Below are 18,019 nucleotides of genomic sequence, written 5' to 3' on the forward strand. Positions count from 1 at the left end.
GGTTCAGGTAGATCTACAGGGATAAATTATAGTGGAAAGAGCGACTTGCCAATAAGAAATGTGTTGATTATCGAGGAGATAAAATGCGTCGTACCGATGGGATGAAAATTGGAGAGTTTTATTGAAGAGAAGATGGTGCATCCGGGAGGATGACTCGGCTGCGCCTCGCCCTACGGGCCGTTGCTAACGCAACGTTATCCTCCCTGGTACTCGCGATAATTTCGCATACCATGCAACATTGAGATTGCTGTTACTAAGGAGAATATGGTGCATCCGGGAGGATTCGAACCTCCGACCGCTCGGTTCGTAGCCGAGTACTCTATCCAGCTGAGCTACGGATGCATCGGAAAAGCTATTTAACTGCGAGGTTATTCTGTTGCAAATCTCGTGGCGAGAATATGGTGCATCCGGGAGGATTACTCGGCTGCGCCTCGCCCTTCGGGCCGCTGCTTACGCAACGTTATCCTCCCTGGTGCTGGCGATAATTTCGCAGACCATTAAACAACATCGTCGCTGTTGCTAAGGAGAATATGGTGCATCCGGGAGGATTCGAACCTCCGACCGCTCGGTTCGTAGCCGAGTACTCTATCCAGCTGAGCTACGGATGCATCGGAATAACTAGTTTACTACAGAATCATCTGAATAATTCAGAATCAGGCAAGAATGGTGCATCCGGGAGGATGACTCGTTTACGCCTCGCCCTACGGGCCGTTGCTTACGCAACGTTATCCTCCCTGGTGCTGGCGATAATTTCGCAGACCATGTAACAACGATATTGCTGTTACTAAGAAGAATATGGTGCATCCGGGAGGATTCGAACCTCCGACCGCTCGGTTCGTAGCCGAGTACTCTATCCAGCTGAGCTACGGATGCATCGGGAAACTTGCTTTACTACGCGTCAGTGTCACAACTAACACATGCCACACTGAGTATGATGGAGTAATCGGTAGAGTGACTCGATTACGCCTCGCACTGCGGGCCGCTGCTTTCACAGCGTTCTTCTTTCTGTTTACAGAGAGAAGATGGTGCATCCGGGAGGATTCGAACCTCCGACCGCTCGGTTCGTAGCCGAGTACTCTATCCAGCTGAGCTACGGATGCAAAATGGCGGTGAGGCGGGGATTCGAACCCCGGATGCAGCTTTTGACCGCATACTCCCTTAGCAGGGGAGCGCCTTCAGCCTCTCGGCCACCTCACCACACAACACGCCTCTTGCGAGTGCTTCGAAGAACTTGTTTCTGCTCTTCGTCGCTGCGATGGCGCACATATTACTTTCTGAGACTTATAAGTCAAACAATTTTTCGAGAGCTTTTTCCGTTTGCACACTTCACGCGCAATTAGCCTGCAAAAACGGCAAAAAGAGTATTTTATCAACAGGAAATAGCCCTTTACGGCCACTCAAAAGCGACAACGAAAAATGACGCACAGCGAATAAAAACAAAAGAGAGGATGTCGCGAGAGAAGAAAAAGGAGAAGAAAAGAGAAAAACGACCGCCGGAGGGATGCGCCTCACAATAAAGCGAGGCGCGGAAAGCTTAGTAACTGGACTGCTGGGATTTTTCAGCCTGGATACGCTGGTAGATTTCTTCACGATGTACAGAGACTTCTTTAGGGGCGTTGACACCAATACGTACCTGGTTACCCTTAACCCCTAAAACTGTCACAGTGACCTCATCTCCAATCATGAGGGTCTCACCAACTCGACGAGTCAGAATCAGCATTCTTTGCTCCTTGAAAGATTAAAAGAGTCGGGTCTCTCGCATCCCGGCATTATCCATCATATAACGCCAAAAAGTAAGCGATGACAAACACCTCGCGGTGTAAGCAGTCACGGCATCACATTCTGTTAAACCTAAGTTTAGCCGATCTACACAACTTCAACCCGACTTTATCGTTATCAGTACTTATGACGCAAGATGCCGCTCCCATCAGGTTACGGCACCTATACCCGTCATACTTCAAGTTGCATGTGTGTTGGCTTTCCTCACTCACTCCAGTCACTTACTTAAGTAAGCTCCTGGGGATTCGCTGCGTCGCCGCCTTCCTGCAACTCGAATTATTTAGGGTAAATGCGTTTATAGTTATTACAGTTTTGCGCTGACCCAGCCTTTCACACTGGCTAACGCAGCAGGGAGAGCAGACGCATCGGTACCGCCGGCTTGCGCCATATCCGGACGACCGCCCCCTTTACCGCCCACCTGCTGGGCGACCATACCAACCAGCTCCCCTGCTTTCACGCGGTCTGTCACATCCTTAGACACACCTGCAATCAGAGAAACCTTACCATCCGCTACCGTAGCTAATACAACGACCGTCGAACCGAGCTGGTTTTTCAGATCATCAACCATGGTACGCAGCATTTTCGGCTCAACGCCGGCCAGTTCACTGACCAGCAGCTTAACACCGTTAATTTCTTCCGCTTTACTGGAGAGATTAGCGCTCTCCTGCGCCGCAGCCTGCTCTTTCAGCTGCTGCAGCTCTTTTTCCAACTGACGGGTACGCTCAAGCGTCGCGCGAACTTTATCGCCGATGCTGTGGCTATCGCCCTTCAGCAGTTGGGCGATATCGCTGAGCTGATCGCTCTGCGCATGCAGGCTGGCAATCGCCCCTTCGCCGGTCACCGCTTCAATACGGCGCACGCCTGCGGCGGTACCGGATTCAGAGGTAATACGGAACAGGCCGATATCACCGGTACGCGCTGCGTGAGTACCGCCGCACAGCTCGGTGGAGAAATCACCCATCCGCAGTACGCGAACGCGATCGTCGTATTTCTCGCCGAACAGCGCCATGGCGCCGGATTCACGCGCGGCATCGATATCCATGATATTGGTTTCGATAGCCAGGTTACGGCGGATCTGGGCGTTCACCAGATCTTCCACCGCTCTAATTTCTTCCGGCTTCATCGCTTCAAAATGCGAGAAGTCAAAACGTAGCGCTTTATCGTTAACCAGAGAGCCTTTCTGCGCCACGTGGGTACCGAGAACCTGGCGCAGCGCCGCGTGCATCAGGTGCGTCGCGGAGTGGTTGAGACGAATACGCTGACGGCGAGCCTGATCGACATCGGCCTGCACCGCGTCACCCACTTTCAGGGAGCCGCTGGCGACTTTACCGATATGACCAATAGCCTGGCCGTACTTCTGCGTATCGCTGACCGTGAAGGAGAAGCCAGCGCCTTTCAGTTCGCCTTTATCGCCTACCTGACCGCCGGATTCCGCGTAGAACGGCGTCTGGTCAAGGACGACTACAGCATCCTGACCCGCGCTGACGCTATCAACCGCTTTGCCGTCGATGAACAGCGCAGTAACTTTGCCGTTCAGCTCCAGATGATCGTAGCCTTTAAATTCCGATGCGCCGTCAACGCGAATCATCGCGTTATAGTCAGCGCCGAAACCGCTGGACTCACGCGCGCGGCGGCGCTGCTCTTCCATCGCGGCTTCAAAGCCTGCTTCGTCAACCTTGATGTTGCGCTCGCGGCAGACATCCGCCGTCAGGTCAACCGGGAAGCCATAGGTGTCATACAGACGGAAGGCGGTTTCGCCGTCCAGCGTGTCGCCTTTAAGCTTCGACAGTTCCTCGTCCAGCAGCGCCAGCCCGCGCTCCAGTGTGCGCGCAAACTGCTCTTCTTCGGTTTTCAGCACCTGCTCTACCAGAGCCTGCTGCTGTTTCAGTTCTTCACCGGCGGCGCCCATCACGTCGATAAGCGGAGCAACCAGTTTCCAGAAGAAGGTATCCTTCGCGCCCAGCATGTTACCGTGGCGAATCGCGCGGCGAATGATACGACGCAGCACGTAGCCGCGGTTTTCATTCGACGGGATCACGCCATCAGCAATCAGGAATGCGCAAGAACGAATGTGGTCGGCGATAACGCGCAGCGACTTGTTAGTGAGATCGGTCGCGCCGGTGACTTTCGCCACGCTCGCAATCAGGTTGCGGAACAGGTCGATGTCATAGTTGGAGTTAACGTGCTGCAGAACAGCGGCAATACGCTCCAGCCCCATACCGGTATCAACGGAAGGCTTCGGCAGCGGCTCCATGGTACCGTCAGCCTGACGGTTGAACTGCATGAAGACGATGTTCCAGATCTCAATGTAACGGTCGCCATCTTCTTCCGGGCTTCCCGGAGGGCCACCCCAGATGTGATCGCCATGATCAAAGAAGATTTCGGTGCACGGGCCGCACGGACCGGTATCGCCCATCTGCCAGAAGTTATCAGAAGCAAACGGCGCGCCTTTGTTGTCGCCGATACGGATAATACGCTCACGCGGAACGCCCACTTCATTGGCCCAGATGTCGAAAGCTTCGTCATCGGTCTCGTAAACGGTAACCCACAGTTTTTCTTTTGGCAGGGCGAACCAGTTCTCACCGGTCAGCAGTTCCCATGCGTATTTGATGGCATCCTGCTTGAAGTAATCGCCGAAGCTGAAGTTGCCCAACATTTCGAAGAAGGTGTGGTGACGCGCGGTGTAACCGACGTTTTCCAGATCGTTGTGTTTACCGCCCGCACGCACGCAACGCTGCGCGGTGGTCGCGCGCGAATAATTACGTTTGTCGAGACCAAGGAAGACATCCTTGAACTGGTTCATCCCGGCGTTGGTAAACAGCAGGGTCGGATCGTTGTGCGGCACCAGGGAGCTGCTGGCAACTACCTGATGTCCCTTACTATGGAAAAAGTCGAGAAACGCCTGACGGATCTCAGCGGTGCTCTTGCTCATAATTATCCTGAAATCAAGCTACACTTCATCCTTCAAGTCGCCTCTGACCTGGCGGAACGTCCTCTCCCGGTAGTGAACTCACGTACGCCCCAGAAGCTGTTCTCTCTTGCCGCCGTGATGCAGCTTGAATGATTTTGTGTATAAGGAATAATCGCCCTGGACGCTGATTATGCAATCACAAGCAGCGGCCCGACGGAATAAAGTGGGAATAAGATAAGTTTTCTTTAGAGGGAAGTAAAATCCCCGATGGGTCAATCTGCAAAATTTCGCCAGATTTCCTGGATATCTTCCATCAGATAGCCGCGGTACAGCAAAAATCGCTGGATTTTAACTTTTTCAGTAAAGGCGGAAGGTAACGGTTCGCCGTATTTACGCTGCGCCTGCTCTTTGGCCAGCGCCGCCCAGTCGATTTCACACTCGCGCATCGCGCTTTCGATGTCGCTGCGGCCAATGCCCTTTTGATTCAACTCCTGGCGGATACGTGCCGGCCCATAGCCCTTGCGGCTCCGGCTGGCGATAAACTGGCGTACAAAACGCTGGTCATCAAGATAGCGGTTTTCCAGGCACCAGCCGACAACCTGTTCGAGCTCCTCCGGTGTGATGTCCAGCTTTTCAGGCCCGTTTTTACTCATTACCGGCGCCGCCAGCTTACGCCGCAGCTCCTGTTCGCTATGATCGCGCATCGCCAGAATACGAATTGCGCGATCCAACAGACGCGCATAGCCGGAGCGGCGTGGTGAAGTCTCAGTCACAGGCACCTCGATAATCTAAGAAAAGCAAAAGGGCCGCATCAGCAGCCCTTTGTCACTCTTTTAGACGATATCAGAAATCTTGTTCGGTTTCTTCTGCGTCGTTGCCGTCAACCGCGAAGTCCGGCGTGGAATCCTGGTTGTTGAGCAGCAGTTCGCGAACCTTCTTCTCAATTTCTTTCGCCGCCGCCGGGTTATCTTTCAGCCAGGAGATTGCGTTCGCTTTACCCTGACCGATTTTGTCGCCGTTGTAGCTATACCAGGCACCTGCTTTTTCAATCAGCTTCTCTTTCACGCCGAGGTCAACCAGCTCGCCGAAGAAGTTGATGCCTTCACCGTAGAGGATCTGGAATTCAGCCTGTTTGAACGGCGCGGCGATTTTGTTTTTCACCACTTTCACGCGGGTTTCGCTGCCGACGACGTTGTCGCCCTCTTTCACCGCGCCGATGCGGCGAATGTCCAGACGCACGGAAGCGTAGAACTTCAGCGCGTTACCACCGGTGGTGGTTTCCGGGTTACCGAACATCACGCCGATTTTCATACGGATCTGGTTGATGAAGATCAGCAGCGTGTTGGACTGCTTCAGGTTACCAGCCAGTTTACGCATCGCCTGGCTCATCATACGCGCCGCGAGGCCCATGTGAGAGTCGCCGATTTCGCCTTCGATTTCCGCCTTCGGCGTCAGCGCCGCCACGGAGTCGACGACGATAACGTCTACCGCGCCGGAACGCGCCAGCGCGTCACAGATTTCCAGCGCCTGCTCGCCGGTATCCGGCTGGGAGCACAGCAGGTTGTCGATATCAACGCCCAGCTTACGGGCATATACCGGATCCAGCGCGTGTTCGGCATCGATGAACGCACAGGTTTTGCCTTCACGCTGCGCTGCGGCGATAACCTGCAGCGTCAGGGTAGTTTTACCCGATGATTCCGGCCCGTAGATCTCAACGATACGGCCCATTGGCAGACCGCCTGCGCCGAGCGCGATATCCAGAGAAAGCGAACCGGTGGAGATAGTTTCCACGTCCATGGAACGGTCTTCACCCAGGCGCATGATGGAGCCTTTACCGAATTGCTTTTCGATCTGGCCCAGTGCTGCCGCCAACGCTTTCTGTTTGTTTTCGTCGATCGCCATTGTTACTCCTGTCATGCGAGGTGAAGCGCGTTCGCTTCGCCGTTAATATTTGTTCAGTTGAGGCAATTATACTGTATGGTCATACAGTATCAAGTATTTTGTAGAAATTGTTGCCAGAGCAGATTTAACGCATAGGCCGTCGCCTGACGACGCACCGCTTCGCGGTCTCCGGCAAAGCATTCGCGGCGGGTCACGCCCTGCCCGTTCGCACAGGCGACGCCGAACCACACGGTGCCGACGGGCTTCTCCGCGCTGCCGCCGTCCGGGCCGGCGACACCGCTGACCGATACCGCATAGGTGGCGCGCGCCGCGCGTAGCGCGCCAATTGCCATCTCGACAACCACCGGTTCGCTCACCGCGCCGTTATCCAGTAACGTCACTTCGCTCACGCCAATCATCTGCGATTTGGCTTCGTTGCTATAGGTCACGAAACCGCGCTCAAACCACGCTGAGCTACCGGCAATATCGGTCAGCGCTTTGGCTATCCAGCCGCCGGTGCAGGACTCCGCGGTGGTCACCGTCGCGCCCTGCGCTTTCAGCGCCAGCCCAACCTGTTCGCTTAGCTGCATTAATTCTGAATCGGTCATTTTTGCCCCGCTTAAGCCAGATAAAGAGGCCATCAAAGATAGCACTTTCGGCAGAGATATGGGGACGAGGTGGTGATTTTACGAGGGGGGATCTAAAAATGGGCCGTCCCGCTGCAACCGGGACGACCAGACAACCTGTTACTTCATACTATTGGCGATGAGCTCGACGTTATGGCGCAGCATTTTAACGTAGCTATCGGCCACGCCGCCCGGCTTAGACAGCGCTTCCGGATAGAGTTCGCCGCCCGGTTGCGCCCCCGTTGCGCCAGCGATTTGCTGCACCAGACGCGGGTCCAGCTGGTTCTCCATAAACCAGGTATGTACGCCATCGGCTTTGATTTGCTTAATCAACGCCGCCACCTGCGCCGCGCTGGCTTCGCTCTCGGATGAGAGCCCCTGCGGAGCGAGGAACGTCACGTTGTAAGCGCGGCCAAAATAGCCGAAAGCATCATGGCTGGTCAGCACTTTACGCTTCGCCTGCGGGATGGCGCTAAACTGCGCCTTCGCCCAGCCGTCAATTGCCGTCAGCTGCTCGATATAACGCTTACCGCTGCTCTGGAGCGCCGCTTTATCCTGCGGGTCGGCTTTCACCAGGACATCAAGGATATTCTGCGCGTACAACGCGCCATTAGCGGCGCTATTCCAGGCGTGCGGATCGGTCACCGTTTTACCGTCTTCATCAAGGGTATGCGTCTTAACCCCTTTTGAAGCCACCACTAATTCGCCCTTAAAACCGGACGCTTTCACCAGCCGATCCAGCCACCCTTCCAGGCCAAGCCCGTTGACCACCACCACGTCGGCTTTGCTGAGCAGCGCGCTATCCTTCGGTGAGGGTTCAAAGGTGTGCGGATCGCCATCCGGCCCTACCAGCGTATCGACATGAACATGCTCGCCTCCGACCTGCTGCACCATATCGCCCAACACCGAAAAACTGCTTACCACGTTCAGCGTTTTTGCCATCGCCCCCTGCGCCATCAGCCCCACGGCTAACGCCATCACCACTGCACTTCGTTTCATCATTTCCTTACCCCATCAATTTGCGCCAGCCAACGACCAGCCGGCTGCGCGTGCCAAAAAACACTGAAATAAAAAACAGTACGCTGGCGGTCAGCACGATGGCGGGCCCGGCGGGTAAATTCACTGCCCACGAAAGGCTCAATCCCATCCAGGCGCAAAACGCGCCGATCGCCGCCGCCAGCAACAAAATGCCCGGCAGCGTTCGTGCCCAGCAGCGCGCCGCTACCGCGGGCAACATCATCAGCCCTACCGCCATTAGCGTGCCGAGCACCTGAAACCCCGCCACCAGGTTCAGTACCAATAGCGCGAGAAACAGGCCGTGCAGCAGCGCCGGTAGCCGCCGCGCGTTGACCTGTAGCCAGGCGCTATCGAATGCCTCGCTGACCAGCCCGCGATAAAACAGCGCAATGCACAGCAGCGTCAGGCTCGCCACGCCGGTGACAAAGAACGCCGCGTCGCTATCCACCGCCAGAATCGAACCGAACAGCAGGTGCAGCAGATCAACGCTGGAGCCGCGCAGCGAGACCAGCGTGACGCCAAGCGCCAGCGAGCCGAGGTAAAACCCGGCAAAACTGGCGTCCTCTTTCAGCGGCGTTCGCCGGCTGACCCAGCCTGCCACCAGCGCCACCGCGATCCCGGCGATAAATCCGCCAACGCTCATCGCCAGCAGCGACATGCCGTTAAGGAGATAACCCGCCGCCACCCCCGGCAGAATGGCGTGCGACAGCGCATCGCCCATCAGGCTCATCCGTCGCAGCAGCAATAGCACGCCTAACATGGTGGTGCTCAGCGACAGCGCGAAGCACACCACCAGCGCCCGGCGCATAAAGCCAAATTCAATAAAAGGTTGAAAAAAGGTATGCCAGATCATGCCTGCCTCGCGGTGTTGAAGGCAGGAAGCACACTTGACGTCTCGCCCCAGCGCGCGTGCTGGGGTTCAAGCAGCAGCGTCTCGGGAAAGAAATCGGCCACGCACTGGTTATCGTGCAGCACCGCCAGTATCGTTTGCCCCTCGCGATGCATATCGACGATAAGCGCCATCAGCTCGCGGCTGGTGGCCTCATCGACGCCGGTAAACGGCTCGTCCAACATCACCAGCGGCGCCTGTTGCACCATCACCCTGGCAAAGAGCATGCGCTGGAACTGGCCGCCCGAGAGTTCTTCAATCGGCGTATTGGCCAGCGCGCTGAGCCCCACCCGCTCGAGCGCCGCCTTGATGCGCTGACGCTCGCCGCCGCCCAGACCGCGCAGCAGCGAGACTCGCGGCCATGCCCCCTGGCTGACGACATCGCGCACCAGCAGCGGAAACTGTGATTCCAGGGCATGGCGCTGCGCCAGCCAGCCGACCACTGGCCGCCCTTTGCGCCAGTTCAGCCGGCCGCTAACCGGTGGAATAAATCCAGCCAGCGTTTTCAGCAGCGTCGATTTACCACAGCCATTAAGCCCGACAATCGCCGTCAGGCTTCCCGCCGCAATCACGCCGCTTAGCGCCGGAGTGATTGCCATGCCTTCATACCCGGCAACCAGGTGATCCAGCTCAATCATGGCAGCGCCACCGCCCACCATGTGGCCAGCCATAGCGCCGCCAGCAGTCCGCTGGCGATTGCCACGCGCGCCGCGCCGGATGCCATAAAAACCGATGTGAACATATTTCCGCCCATCAAAATGTTATAACATAACAATATGGGATTCAGAAAAGAATGTAAATCTGCGTCAGCGAGAGGAAATGTAACAAAGGTCAACAAGAGGCACGCAGACGGGAAAAAACCGGAGGATAAGCGCAGCGTCCCGGGGCTACCAACCGGATACCAGACCGTAGCCCGGATAAGGCGCTACGCGCCGCCATCCGGGGAACTCGAAATTTGTCGGCTGGATGAAAGGATCAATACCCGCCGCGGGCCTGCGAAACCGCCAGCCCCAGTTGCCAGACAGCCATCGCGTAGTGGGTGCTGTGGTTATAGCGGGTGATAGTGTAGAAGTTCGGCAGGCCATACCAGTACTGGTACCCGGTGCCGATATCCAGCCGCAGCAGGCTGGCCTGCTGATGGTTGCCCAGCGGCTGCGTTGGGGTTAACCCCGCCGCCGACAGCTGTGAAACGCTGTATTTGGTTTTAAAGCCGTTATCCAGACCCGGCGCCTGGCCCAGAGCCTGCACCGCGACGGTATCGCCGCTCACCCAACCGTGCTGTTTAAAGTAGTTCGCCACGCTACCGATGGCATCAACCGGATCCCACAGGTTGATATGACCGTCGCCGTTGAAGTCCACCGCGTATTGCTTATACGACGACGGCATAAACTGGCCGTAGCCCATCGCGCCGGCAAAGGAGCCTTTCAGATCCAGCGGGTCATCGCTTTCGCTGCGCGCCATCAGCAGGAAGGTTTCCAGCTCAGAGGAGAAGTATTCAGCGCGGCGCGGATAGTTAAACGACAGCGTCGCCAGCGCATCGAGGATGCGGGTTTTGCCCATCACCCGGCCCCAACGGGTTTCCACGCCGATAATGCCGACGATGATTTCCGGCGGTACGCCGTAGACCTGATACGCGCGGTTCAGCGCGTCCTGATACTGGTTCCAGAACACCACGCCGTTCTGCACGTTATCCGGCGTAATAAACTGTTTCTTATAGCGTAACCAGGCGCCGTTTGGCCCGGTCGGCGGCAACCCGCTCGGCGCCTGGCGATCCATCAGCCGCAGCACGTAGTCCAGGCGCTTAGCCTGCGACAGGATCTCCTGGAGCTGCTGTCTATCGAAGCCGTGTTTCGCCACCATCTTATCGATGAACTGCGCCGCCGCAGGGTTATTGGCGAAATCGCCGCCCATCTGCATCACGTTATGCTGCGGTTCCAGCAAAAAACCGCCGGTTCCGCTCGCCATCTCCGCTTCCGCGGGGGTCTTAGGTTTGCTGCTGCAGGCAGCCAGAAGTGCACATAAAGGGAGTAAAGCCAGATAGCGACGCTTCAACATGGGAATTCCATTTAACAAAATCGGCAAAGGGTAATTATGGTAAAGCATGCGCCCGCCAACAAGGAAGCGGCAATACATTTGCAGACAAAATAGTCCTTTTTTTGCACGTTCTCCGAGTTCGATCCGCACGTTAATTTTTTCACTCACCGCCCCTGAACTTTCAAAATAAAATATTTATCTTTCATTTTGCGATCAATTTAACACTTTTAAACCTTTCAAAGTGATTAAAATCAGCCTCCAGTTAGCAAGAAAAATAATACGCTGAAGGAGAGAACAATGATTGAAATCGTTACCCACGGCGCTGAGTGGTTCATCGGCCTGTTTCAGAAAGGCGGCGAGGTGTTTACCGGTATGGTGACCGGGATCCTGCCGCTGCTGATAAGCCTGCTGGTGATCATGAACGCGCTGATCAACTTTATCGGCCAGCAGCGGATCGAAAAGCTGGCGCAGCGCTGCGCCGGCAACCCGCTTACCCGTTACCTGCTGCTGCCTTGCATCGGTACCTTTGTCTTCTGCAACCCCATGACCTTAAGCCTTGGCCGCTTTATGCCGGAGAAATACAAACCGAGCTACTACGCAGCGGCCTCCTATAGCTGTCATTCGATGAACGGGCTGTTTCCGCACATCAACCCCGGCGAGCTGTTTGTTTATCTCGGCATCGCCAACGGCCTCACCACGCTGGGCCTGCCGCTTGGCCCGCTGGCGGTGAGCTACCTGCTGGTTGGCCTGGTGACCAACTTCTTCCGCGGCTGGATCACCGACCTGACCACCTCTATTTTCGAAAGAAAAATGGCTATTCAACTTGACCAGAAAGTGCATCTGTCAGGAGCGACATCATGACCCGTATTCGTATTGAAAAAGGGACCGGCGGTTGGGGCGGCCCGCTTGAGCTCGACATCGTTGAGGGCAAAAAGATTGTCTATATCACCGCAGGCACCCGCCCGGCGATCGTCGATAAGCTCGCCAGCCTGACCGGTTGGCAGGCGGTTGATGGATTTAAAGAAGGTGAACCGGCAGAAAGCGAAATTGGCATCGCCATTATTGACTGCGGCGGCACCCTGCGCTGCGGCCTCTACCCGAAGCGCCGTATTCCGACCATCAACATCCACGCCACCGGTAAATCCGGGCCGCTGGCGCAGTACATCGTCGAAGATATTTACGTCTCCGGAGTAAAAGAAGAGAACATCAAACTGCTGGAAGATAGCGGCGAGACGGCAGTGCAACCACTCCCCGCCGCGGGCCGCGATTACGATGCCAGCAAGAAGATTACCGAACAGAGCGACGGCCTGCTGGCTAAGGTCGGGATGGGGATGGGTTCGGTAGTGGCGGTACTGTTCCAGGCCGGACGCGACACCATTGATACGGTGCTGAAAACCATTCTGCCGTTTATGGCCTTCGTCTCGGCGCTGATCGGCATCATCATGGCCTCCGGTATCGGCGACTGGATTGCCCACGGCCTGGCGCCGCTCGCCAGCCATCCGCTGGGGCTGGTGACGCTGGCGCTGATCTGCTCCTTCCCGTTGTTATCGCCGTTTCTCGGCCCCGGCGCGGTGATAGCCCAGGTGATCGGCGTACTGATTGGCGTCCAGATCGGTCTGGGCAACATTCCACCGCATCTCGCCCTACCCGCGCTGTTTGCCATTAATGCCCAGGCCGCCTGCGATTTTATCCCGGTAGGCCTGTCGCTGGCCGAAGCCCGTCAGGAGACGGTACGCGTCGGCGTGCCGTCGGTGCTGGTCAGCCGCTTCCTCACCGGCGCGCCAACCGTGCTGATCGCGTGGTTCGTTTCCGGATTTATTTACCAATAAGAGGTTCCTGAAGATGACCGTCATTTACCACACCACTATTACCCGTATCGGCGCCAGCGCGGCAACGGCGCTGGAAGAACAGATGCTCATTACCTTCCGCGAAGGCGCACCGGCGGATATCGAAGAGTATTGCTTTATTCACAACCACGGTGAGCTATGCGGTGCGCTGCGCCCGGGCGCAGAGCTACAGCTCGGCGATCGGCATTATCCGGTGACCGCCGTCGGCGAGGTCGCCGAGCAAAACCTGCGCGAGCTGGGCCACATCACCCTGCGCTTTGACGGTCATCGTCAGGCGGAGTTTCCCGGAACCGTTCACGTCGCGGGCCCGGTGCCGGACGCCATCGCGACCGGCTGTGTACTGAAATTTGTTGCTTAGAAGGAGAGAAAGATGAATCAGGTTGCTGTTGTCATTGGTGGCGGACAAACCTTAGGAGAGTTTCTGTGCCGCGGTCTGGCCGCCGAGGGCTACCGCGTGGCGGTGGTTGATATCCAAAGTGAAAAAGCCAGCCGCGTCGCCCAGGAGATCAACACTGAATATGGCGAAGGTACAGCATACGGCTTCGGCGCCGACGCCACCAGCGAAGCCAGCGTCACGGCCCTGGCCCACGGCGTAGATGAGATTTTCACGCGCGTCGATCTCCTGGTCTACAGTGCCGGTATCGCTAAGGCCGCGTTTATTAGCGACTTCGCGCTGGGCGATTTTGACCGCTCGCTGCAGGTCAACCTGGTGGGCTATTTCCTCTGCGCCCGCGAGTTCTCACGGCTGATGATCCGCGACGGCATTAAAGGTCGCATCATTCAGATCAACTCGAAATCCGGCAAAGTCGGCAGTAAGCATAACTCAGGCTATAGCGCGGCGAAGTTCGGCGGCGTCGGGCTTACCCAGTCGCTGGCGCTGGATCTGGCGGAATACGGCATTACCGTGCATTCGCTGATGCTCGGCAATCTGTTGAAATCACCGATGTTCCAGTCGCTGCTGCCGCAGTACGCCACCAAGCTCGGCATCGATGAGAGCGAAGTCGAGCAGTACTACATCGATAAGGTGCCGTTGAAACGCGGCTGCGATTACCAGGATGTGCTGAACGTGTTGATGTTCTACGCCAGCCCACAGGCGTCGTACTGCACCGGGCAGTCGATTAACGTCACCGGCGGCCAGGTGATGTTTTAAAAGGTTCCCGGATGGCGCTGCGCTTATCCGGGCAACAAAACTGTAGGTCGGGCAAGGCGTTAGCCGCCACCCGACAAAAAACGGTACCCGGGTTGTACCCGGCATCACACCTTCAGGAGACATTATGGTTACCGCACTCATTACCGTCGCCGCTATTGCCTGGCTTTGCCAACTGGCGTTCGGCGGCTGGCAGATCCGCCGCTTCAATCGCGCCTTTGATAGCCTTTGCCAGCAGGGCCGCGTTGGCGTAGGCCGTTCCTCCGGGCGCTTTAAACCGCGCGCGATTGTCGCTATCGCCGTCGATGAAAACGATCGTATTTGCGATACGCTGTTGATGAAGGGACTCACCGTCTTCGCCAGTCCGCAAAAAATCCCCACGCTTAGCGGTAAACATCTCGAGGAATTGCAGCCTGATGTGATCTTTCCCAATGATCCGCTCTGTCAGAATGCACTATCATTAGCGCTTAATCCGAAACATGCATAATTTCGTTGTGAAAGTTAATGTCTTGCGAAATTATCACTTCGAAACTTAAACGCAGGATACAACGCCTATGAAACCACGTCAGCGCCAGGCAGCCATTCTCGAGTACCTGCAATCGCAGGGCAAATGCTCGGTCGAAGAGCTGGCGCAACACTTCGACACCACCGGCACCACTATCCGTAAGGATCTGGTGATACTGGAGAATGCCGGGACCGTCATCCGCACCTACGGCGGCGTAGTGTTAAATAAAGACGAGGCCGACCCGCCTATCGACCACAAGACGCTGATCAACACCCACAAGAAAGCGCAGATTGCCGAGGCCGCCGTGCGATACATCCACGATGGCGATTCAATTATCCTCGACGCCGGCAGCACCGTGCTGCAGATGGTGCCGTTGCTGAGCCGCTTCAATAACATCACGGTGATGACAAACAGCCTGCATATCGTCAACGCGCTTTCCGAGCTCGATAACGAGCAGACCATCCTGATGCCGGGCGGCACCTTCCGTAAAAAATCGGCCTCCTTTCACGGCCAACTGGCGGAAAATGCCTTCGAACAATTCAGCTTCGACAAGCTGTTTATGGGCACCGACGGCATTGATCTGGTCGCGGGCGTCACCACCTTTAACGAGGTCTATACCGTAAGTAAGGCGATGTGTAACGCCGCCCGCGAAGTGATCCTGATGGCAGACTCATCCAAGTTTGGCCGTAAAAGTCCCAACATTGTCTGCGGCCTTGAACGCGTGGATAAATTGATTACCGATGCCGATATTGACCCTGAATTCCAGCGGGCGCTGGAAGCCAAAGGTATTGAAGTCATTATTACTGGAGAACATCATGAGTAACTTTTTGTTAGAGGCCGGACGCCAGACCCTGATGCTTGAGCTGCAGGAGGCGAGCCGCCTGCCGGAACGCCTGGGCGACGACTTCATCCGCGCGGCGGAAACCATCATCCACTGCGAGGGCAAACTGATTGTCTCCGGTATCGGTAAATCCGGCCACATCGGCAAAAAGCTAGCGGCAACCTTCGCCAGCACCGGCACCCCGGCCTTTTTCGTCCATCCGGCGGAAGCCCTGCACGGCGATCTCGGCATGCTCGATAGCCGCGACGTGATGCTGTTTATCTCCTACTCCGGCAGCGCGAAAGAGCTGGATCTCATCGTACCGCGGCTGGAAGAGAAATCCATTCCGCTGCTGGCGATGACCGGCAAATCCACCTCGCCGCTGGCGCTGGCGGCGAAAGCGGTGCTGGATATCGCCGTAGAGCGCGAAGCCTGTCCGATGCATCTGGCGCCGACCTCCAGCACCGTCAACACGCTGATGCTGGGCGACGCGTTGGCGATGGCGGTGATGCAGGCGCGCGGTTTCAATGAAGAAGATTTCGCCCGTTCCCACCCGGCGGGCGCCCTCGGCGCGCGGCTGCTGAACAAAGTGCATCATCTGATGCGCCGCGATGAAGAAGTGCCGCGGGTCAATGCTGACGCCAACGTCATGGACGCCATGCTTGAACTAAGCCGAACCGGGCTCGGCCTGGTGGCGGTCTGCGATGAAGCCAACCGCGTGCAGGGCGTTTTCACCGACGGCGACCTGCGCCGCTGGCTGGTTGCTGGCGGTACGCTCAACGATGGCGTCACTCAGGCGATGACCCGCAACGGCGTGACGCTGCAGGCGGAAAGCCGCGCGGTGGAAGCCAAAGAGCGGTTGATGAAACACAAAATCAGCGCCGCGCCGGTAGTGGATGAAAACGGCCTGCTGGTCGGCGCCATCAACCTGCAGAACTTTTACCAGGCAGGGATCCTTTAAGCCCCAGACGTTTCGCCAGCCGATGCAGGTTGGCGACGTCCAGTTCCAGCGCACGGGCGGTCGCCGCCCAGTTGCGCTGGTTCGCCTCCAGCGCGTGGCTAATCGCTTCTCGCTGAAAAGAGTCGGTCGCCTCGCGCAGATTGACGTTTCCCGTCGCGGGCGCCGCTGCGACCGTCTCAGTCGGCAACATCGGCGCCGCCACCGCAAACTGGAAATGCTGCGGCTCCAGTACCACTTCATCGCCGGCCTGGGTGGCCCGCGCCAGCACCACCGCCCGGTGAATAGCATGCTCCAGTTCGCGCACGTTGCCCGGCCAGGACCACTGCTGCAGCCTGTTTCGCGCCGCCTCAGCCAAAATGACCCGCGCCAGCCCCATCCGCAGGCGGCACTGCTCACAGAAATAGCCCGCCAGCAGCACCACATCGTTTTCCCGTTCGCGTAGCGCCGGAACCGACAGCGGGAAGACGCTCAGCCGATGGTACAGATCGGCGCGAAAGCGCCCTTCCACCACCTCCTGGCGCAGATCGCGGTTCGTCGCCGCCAGCACCCGCACATCGACCCGCAGGCTGCGGTCATCGCCGACGCGCTGAATATCGCCATACTGCAGCACGCGCAGCAGCTTCGCCTGCAACGCCAGCGACAGTTCGCCAATTTCATCAAGGAACAGGGTGCCGTTATCAGCCATCTCAAATTTACCGCTGCGGTTGCTGATAGCGCCGGTAAATGCCCCTTTCACATGGCCGAACAGCTCGCTCTCCGCCACGCTTTCCGGTAGCGCCGCGCAGTTGAGATAGACCAGCGGATTGGCGGCTCGCGGCGACCCCTGATGCACCGCCTTCGCCACCAGCTCTTTACCGGTGCCGGTTTCGCCGCTTATCAGCACGTTTAAATCTGATGCAGCGACGATATCGATCTCTTTTTTCAGCTGCAGCATGGGCGCCGACAGGCCGATAATCTCCTGACGCTCAGGCTGCGCGTAATGCACCGGCTGCGCCGGCAGCACGTTTTGCGCTTCAAGACGGGCGATGAGCAGCGCGTTATTCAAGGCGCCAGCCACCAGCGCGGCAATTAGCCGCAGCTCTTCATCGCTAAAGCTATCGAAACGGTCGGCATCCATGCCGTCAAGGGTCAGCGCGCCAATCAGCGTCTGCCCGGCGAACAGCGGCAGGCCAACGCAGGCGTGAACCTTCAGACTCTCATGACCGGGGATCAGCCCGTCGTAGGGGTCAGGCAGATCGCTATCCGCCGGGAAGCGCACCACATCACCGGCGCGCGCAATCGCCTCAAGCCGCGGGTGTCCTTCCAGGGCAAAGCGCCGACCGAGCACATCCTGCGCCAGGCCATCGATCGCCAGCGGCACAAACTGATGCGCCTCGTAGCGCAGCAGCGCCGAGGCATCGCAGCCGAGAATCTGCCGCAGGGTAGTAATCAGACGCGAAAAACGGTCGGTGTGACCAATATCGCTTTGTAAATCAATGGCGATTCTCGCCAGCTCGTCGACGGAAAAACTCATTGCTGCTCCATTGTCATTTTGACAATACGCATTGTCATATCGACTATTTTAGTCATTGTCATTTTGACAGCAACAAAAATCATAAAAAA

Annotated in this window: 17 protein-coding genes and 5 tRNA genes; 7 read left to right on the top strand and 15 right to left on the bottom strand. The window is 57.1% G+C overall.

Going from position 1 to position 18,019, the window contains the following annotated elements; all coding sequences use genetic code 11:
• Positions 1-265: 265 nt before the first annotated feature.
• The 14 genes from ACSEMK_RS05585 to mltB all read right to left on the bottom strand — a co-directional run bounded on the left by ACSEMK_RS05585 (position 266) and on the right by mltB (position 11,158).
• Positions 266-342, bottom strand: a tRNA-Arg gene (locus ACSEMK_RS05585).
• A 189-nt stretch (positions 343-531) separates the two neighbouring features.
• Positions 532-608 (bottom strand) — tRNA-Arg (locus ACSEMK_RS05590).
• A gap of 188 nt (positions 609-796) precedes the next feature.
• Positions 797-873: transfer RNA gene (locus ACSEMK_RS05595), tRNA-Arg, on the bottom strand.
• A gap of 150 nt (positions 874-1,023) precedes the next feature.
• A tRNA-Arg gene (locus ACSEMK_RS05600) sits at positions 1,024-1,100 on the bottom strand.
• A gap of 4 nt (positions 1,101-1,104) precedes the next feature.
• A tRNA-Ser gene (locus ACSEMK_RS05605) sits at positions 1,105-1,197 on the bottom strand.
• A 337-nt stretch (positions 1,198-1,534) separates the two neighbouring features.
• Positions 1,535-1,720, bottom strand: coding sequence for a carbon storage regulator CsrA (gene csrA, locus ACSEMK_RS05610; RefSeq protein WP_000906486.1), 186 nt, complete (start codon positions 1,718-1,720; stop codon positions 1,535-1,537).
• A gap of 363 nt (positions 1,721-2,083) precedes the next feature.
• Positions 2,084-4,711, bottom strand: coding sequence for an alanine--tRNA ligase (gene alaS, locus ACSEMK_RS05615; protein WP_087859290.1), 2,628 nt, complete (start codon positions 4,709-4,711; stop codon positions 2,084-2,086).
• Positions 4,712-4,962: 251 nt separating this feature from the next.
• On the bottom strand, positions 4,963-5,463 hold the full coding sequence (recX, locus tag ACSEMK_RS05620) for a recombination regulator RecX (protein ID WP_015370056.1): 501 nt from the start codon (positions 5,461-5,463) through the stop codon (positions 4,963-4,965).
• Between the two features lie 70 nt (positions 5,464-5,533).
• Positions 5,534-6,592, bottom strand: a complete 1,059-nt coding sequence (gene recA / locus ACSEMK_RS05625) for a recombinase RecA (protein ID WP_015370055.1) — start codon at positions 6,590-6,592, stop codon at positions 5,534-5,536.
• 89 nt (positions 6,593-6,681) lie between these two features.
• The gene (pncC, locus tag ACSEMK_RS05630; RefSeq protein ID WP_087859292.1) at positions 6,682-7,179 is read right to left on the bottom strand and encodes a nicotinamide-nucleotide amidase; all 498 of its coding nucleotides are present in this window, start codon (positions 7,177-7,179) and stop codon (positions 6,682-6,684) included.
• Between the two features lie 138 nt (positions 7,180-7,317).
• Complete coding sequence (locus tag ACSEMK_RS05635; protein WP_430914696.1) at positions 7,318-8,196, bottom strand: metal ABC transporter substrate-binding protein; 879 nt, start codon at positions 8,194-8,196, stop codon at positions 7,318-7,320.
• 7 nt (positions 8,197-8,203) lie between these two features.
• On the bottom strand, positions 8,204-9,067 hold the full coding sequence (locus ACSEMK_RS05640; protein WP_015370052.1) for a metal ABC transporter permease: 864 nt from the start codon (positions 9,065-9,067) through the stop codon (positions 8,204-8,206).
• Positions 9,064-9,774 carry a metal ABC transporter ATP-binding protein gene (locus tag ACSEMK_RS05645; protein ID WP_162750228.1) on the bottom strand — a complete coding sequence of 237 codons (711 nt, stop codon included), beginning with the start codon at positions 9,772-9,774 and terminating at the stop codon, positions 9,064-9,066. Before ACSEMK_RS05645 ends, ACSEMK_RS05640 begins: the two co-directional genes overlap by 4 nt.
• A gap of 304 nt (positions 9,775-10,078) precedes the next feature.
• Positions 10,079-11,158 (bottom strand): lytic murein transglycosylase B, encoded by a 1,080-nt coding sequence (gene mltB, locus ACSEMK_RS05650; RefSeq protein WP_020078114.1) that lies wholly within the window; start codon positions 11,156-11,158, stop codon positions 10,079-10,081.
• Between the two features lie 276 nt (positions 11,159-11,434).
• Here mltB and srlA point away from each other — a divergent pair, with 276 nt between their 5' ends.
• From srlA to gutQ, 7 genes are all read left to right on the top strand, one after another.
• Positions 11,435-11,998 carry a PTS glucitol/sorbitol transporter subunit IIC gene (srlA, locus tag ACSEMK_RS05655; RefSeq protein ID WP_087859294.1) on the top strand — a complete coding sequence of 188 codons (564 nt, stop codon included), beginning with the start codon at positions 11,435-11,437 and terminating at the stop codon, positions 11,996-11,998.
• Positions 11,995-12,966: a PTS glucitol/sorbitol transporter subunit IIB gene (srlE, locus tag ACSEMK_RS05660; RefSeq protein WP_113374628.1), complete on the top strand. Its 972-nt coding sequence runs from the start codon at positions 11,995-11,997 to the stop codon at positions 12,964-12,966. Before srlA ends, srlE begins: the two co-directional genes overlap by 4 nt.
• Positions 12,967-12,979: 13 nt before the next feature.
• Positions 12,980-13,342: a PTS glucitol/sorbitol transporter subunit IIA gene (gene srlB / locus ACSEMK_RS05665; protein WP_113374629.1), complete on the top strand. Its 363-nt coding sequence runs from the start codon at positions 12,980-12,982 to the stop codon at positions 13,340-13,342.
• A gap of 12 nt (positions 13,343-13,354) precedes the next feature.
• Positions 13,355-14,134, top strand: coding sequence for a sorbitol-6-phosphate dehydrogenase (gene srlD / locus ACSEMK_RS05670; protein ID WP_213317203.1), 780 nt, complete (start codon positions 13,355-13,357; stop codon positions 14,132-14,134).
• A gap of 124 nt (positions 14,135-14,258) precedes the next feature.
• The gene (gutM, locus tag ACSEMK_RS05675) at positions 14,259-14,618 is read left to right on the top strand and encodes a transcriptional regulator GutM (protein ID WP_015703248.1); all 360 of its coding nucleotides are present in this window, start codon (positions 14,259-14,261) and stop codon (positions 14,616-14,618) included.
• Positions 14,619-14,685: 67 nt separating this feature from the next.
• Positions 14,686-15,459 carry a glucitol operon DNA-binding transcriptional repressor SrlR gene (gene srlR, locus ACSEMK_RS05680; RefSeq protein ID WP_032708956.1) on the top strand — a complete coding sequence of 258 codons (774 nt, stop codon included), beginning with the start codon at positions 14,686-14,688 and terminating at the stop codon, positions 15,457-15,459.
• The gene (gutQ, locus tag ACSEMK_RS05685) at positions 15,452-16,417 is read left to right on the top strand and encodes an arabinose-5-phosphate isomerase GutQ (protein ID WP_087859297.1); all 966 of its coding nucleotides are present in this window, start codon (positions 15,452-15,454) and stop codon (positions 16,415-16,417) included. The genes srlR and gutQ overlap by 8 nt, the downstream gene beginning before the upstream one ends.
• On the opposite strand, the gene norR is transcribed toward gutQ, so the two are convergent.
• Positions 16,380-17,930, bottom strand: coding sequence for a nitric oxide reductase transcriptional regulator NorR (gene norR, locus ACSEMK_RS05690; protein ID WP_411325257.1), 1,551 nt, complete (start codon positions 17,928-17,930; stop codon positions 16,380-16,382). The genes gutQ and norR overlap by 38 nt on opposite strands.
• Positions 17,931-18,019: the final 89 nt, after the last annotated feature.

Origin of the sequence: Klebsiella sp. K-3, from assembly GCF_051207495.1 — a bacterium.
Taxonomy (GTDB): Bacteria; Pseudomonadota; Gammaproteobacteria; order Enterobacterales; family Enterobacteriaceae; genus Klebsiella; species Klebsiella aerogenes.

Bases quoted from the DNA above. Each gene is read 5' to 3' on its own strand.
- mltB (WP_020078114.1), bottom strand. From the start codon at position 11,158: ATGTTGAAGCGTCGCTATCTGGCTTTACTCCCTTTATGTGCACTTCTG.
- pncC (WP_087859292.1), bottom strand. From the start codon at position 7,179: ATGACCGATTCAGAATTAATGCAGCTAAGCGAACAGGTTGGGCTGGCG.
- srlA (WP_087859294.1), top strand. From the start codon at position 11,435: ATGATTGAAATCGTTACCCACGGCGCTGAGTGGTTCATCGGCCTGTTT.
- ACSEMK_RS05640 (WP_015370052.1), bottom strand. From the start codon at position 9,067: ATGATCTGGCATACCTTTTTTCAACCTTTTATTGAATTTGGCTTTATG.
- norR (WP_411325257.1), bottom strand. From the start codon at position 17,930: ATGAGTTTTTCCGTCGACGAGCTGGCGAGAATCGCCATTGATTTACAA.
- gutQ (WP_087859297.1), top strand. From the start codon at position 15,452: ATGAGTAACTTTTTGTTAGAGGCCGGACGCCAGACCCTGATGCTTGAG.
- srlR (WP_032708956.1), top strand. From the start codon at position 14,686: ATGAAACCACGTCAGCGCCAGGCAGCCATTCTCGAGTACCTGCAATCG.
- recA (WP_015370055.1), bottom strand. From the start codon at position 6,592: ATGGCGATCGACGAAAACAAACAGAAAGCGTTGGCGGCAGCACTGGGC.
- gutM (WP_015703248.1), top strand. From the start codon at position 14,259: ATGGTTACCGCACTCATTACCGTCGCCGCTATTGCCTGGCTTTGCCAA.
- ACSEMK_RS05645 (WP_162750228.1), bottom strand. From the start codon at position 9,774: ATGGCTGGCCACATGGTGGGCGGTGGCGCTGCCATGATTGAGCTGGAT.
- srlD (WP_213317203.1), top strand. From the start codon at position 13,355: ATGAATCAGGTTGCTGTTGTCATTGGTGGCGGACAAACCTTAGGAGAG.
- csrA (WP_000906486.1), bottom strand. From the start codon at position 1,720: ATGCTGATTCTGACTCGTCGAGTTGGTGAGACCCTCATGATTGGAGAT.
- srlB (WP_113374629.1), top strand. From the start codon at position 12,980: ATGACCGTCATTTACCACACCACTATTACCCGTATCGGCGCCAGCGCG.
- srlE (WP_113374628.1), top strand. From the start codon at position 11,995: ATGACCCGTATTCGTATTGAAAAAGGGACCGGCGGTTGGGGCGGCCCG.
- ACSEMK_RS05635 (WP_430914696.1), bottom strand. From the start codon at position 8,196: ATGAAACGAAGTGCAGTGGTGATGGCGTTAGCCGTGGGGCTGATGGCG.
- alaS (WP_087859290.1), bottom strand. From the start codon at position 4,711: ATGAGCAAGAGCACCGCTGAGATCCGTCAGGCGTTTCTCGACTTTTTC.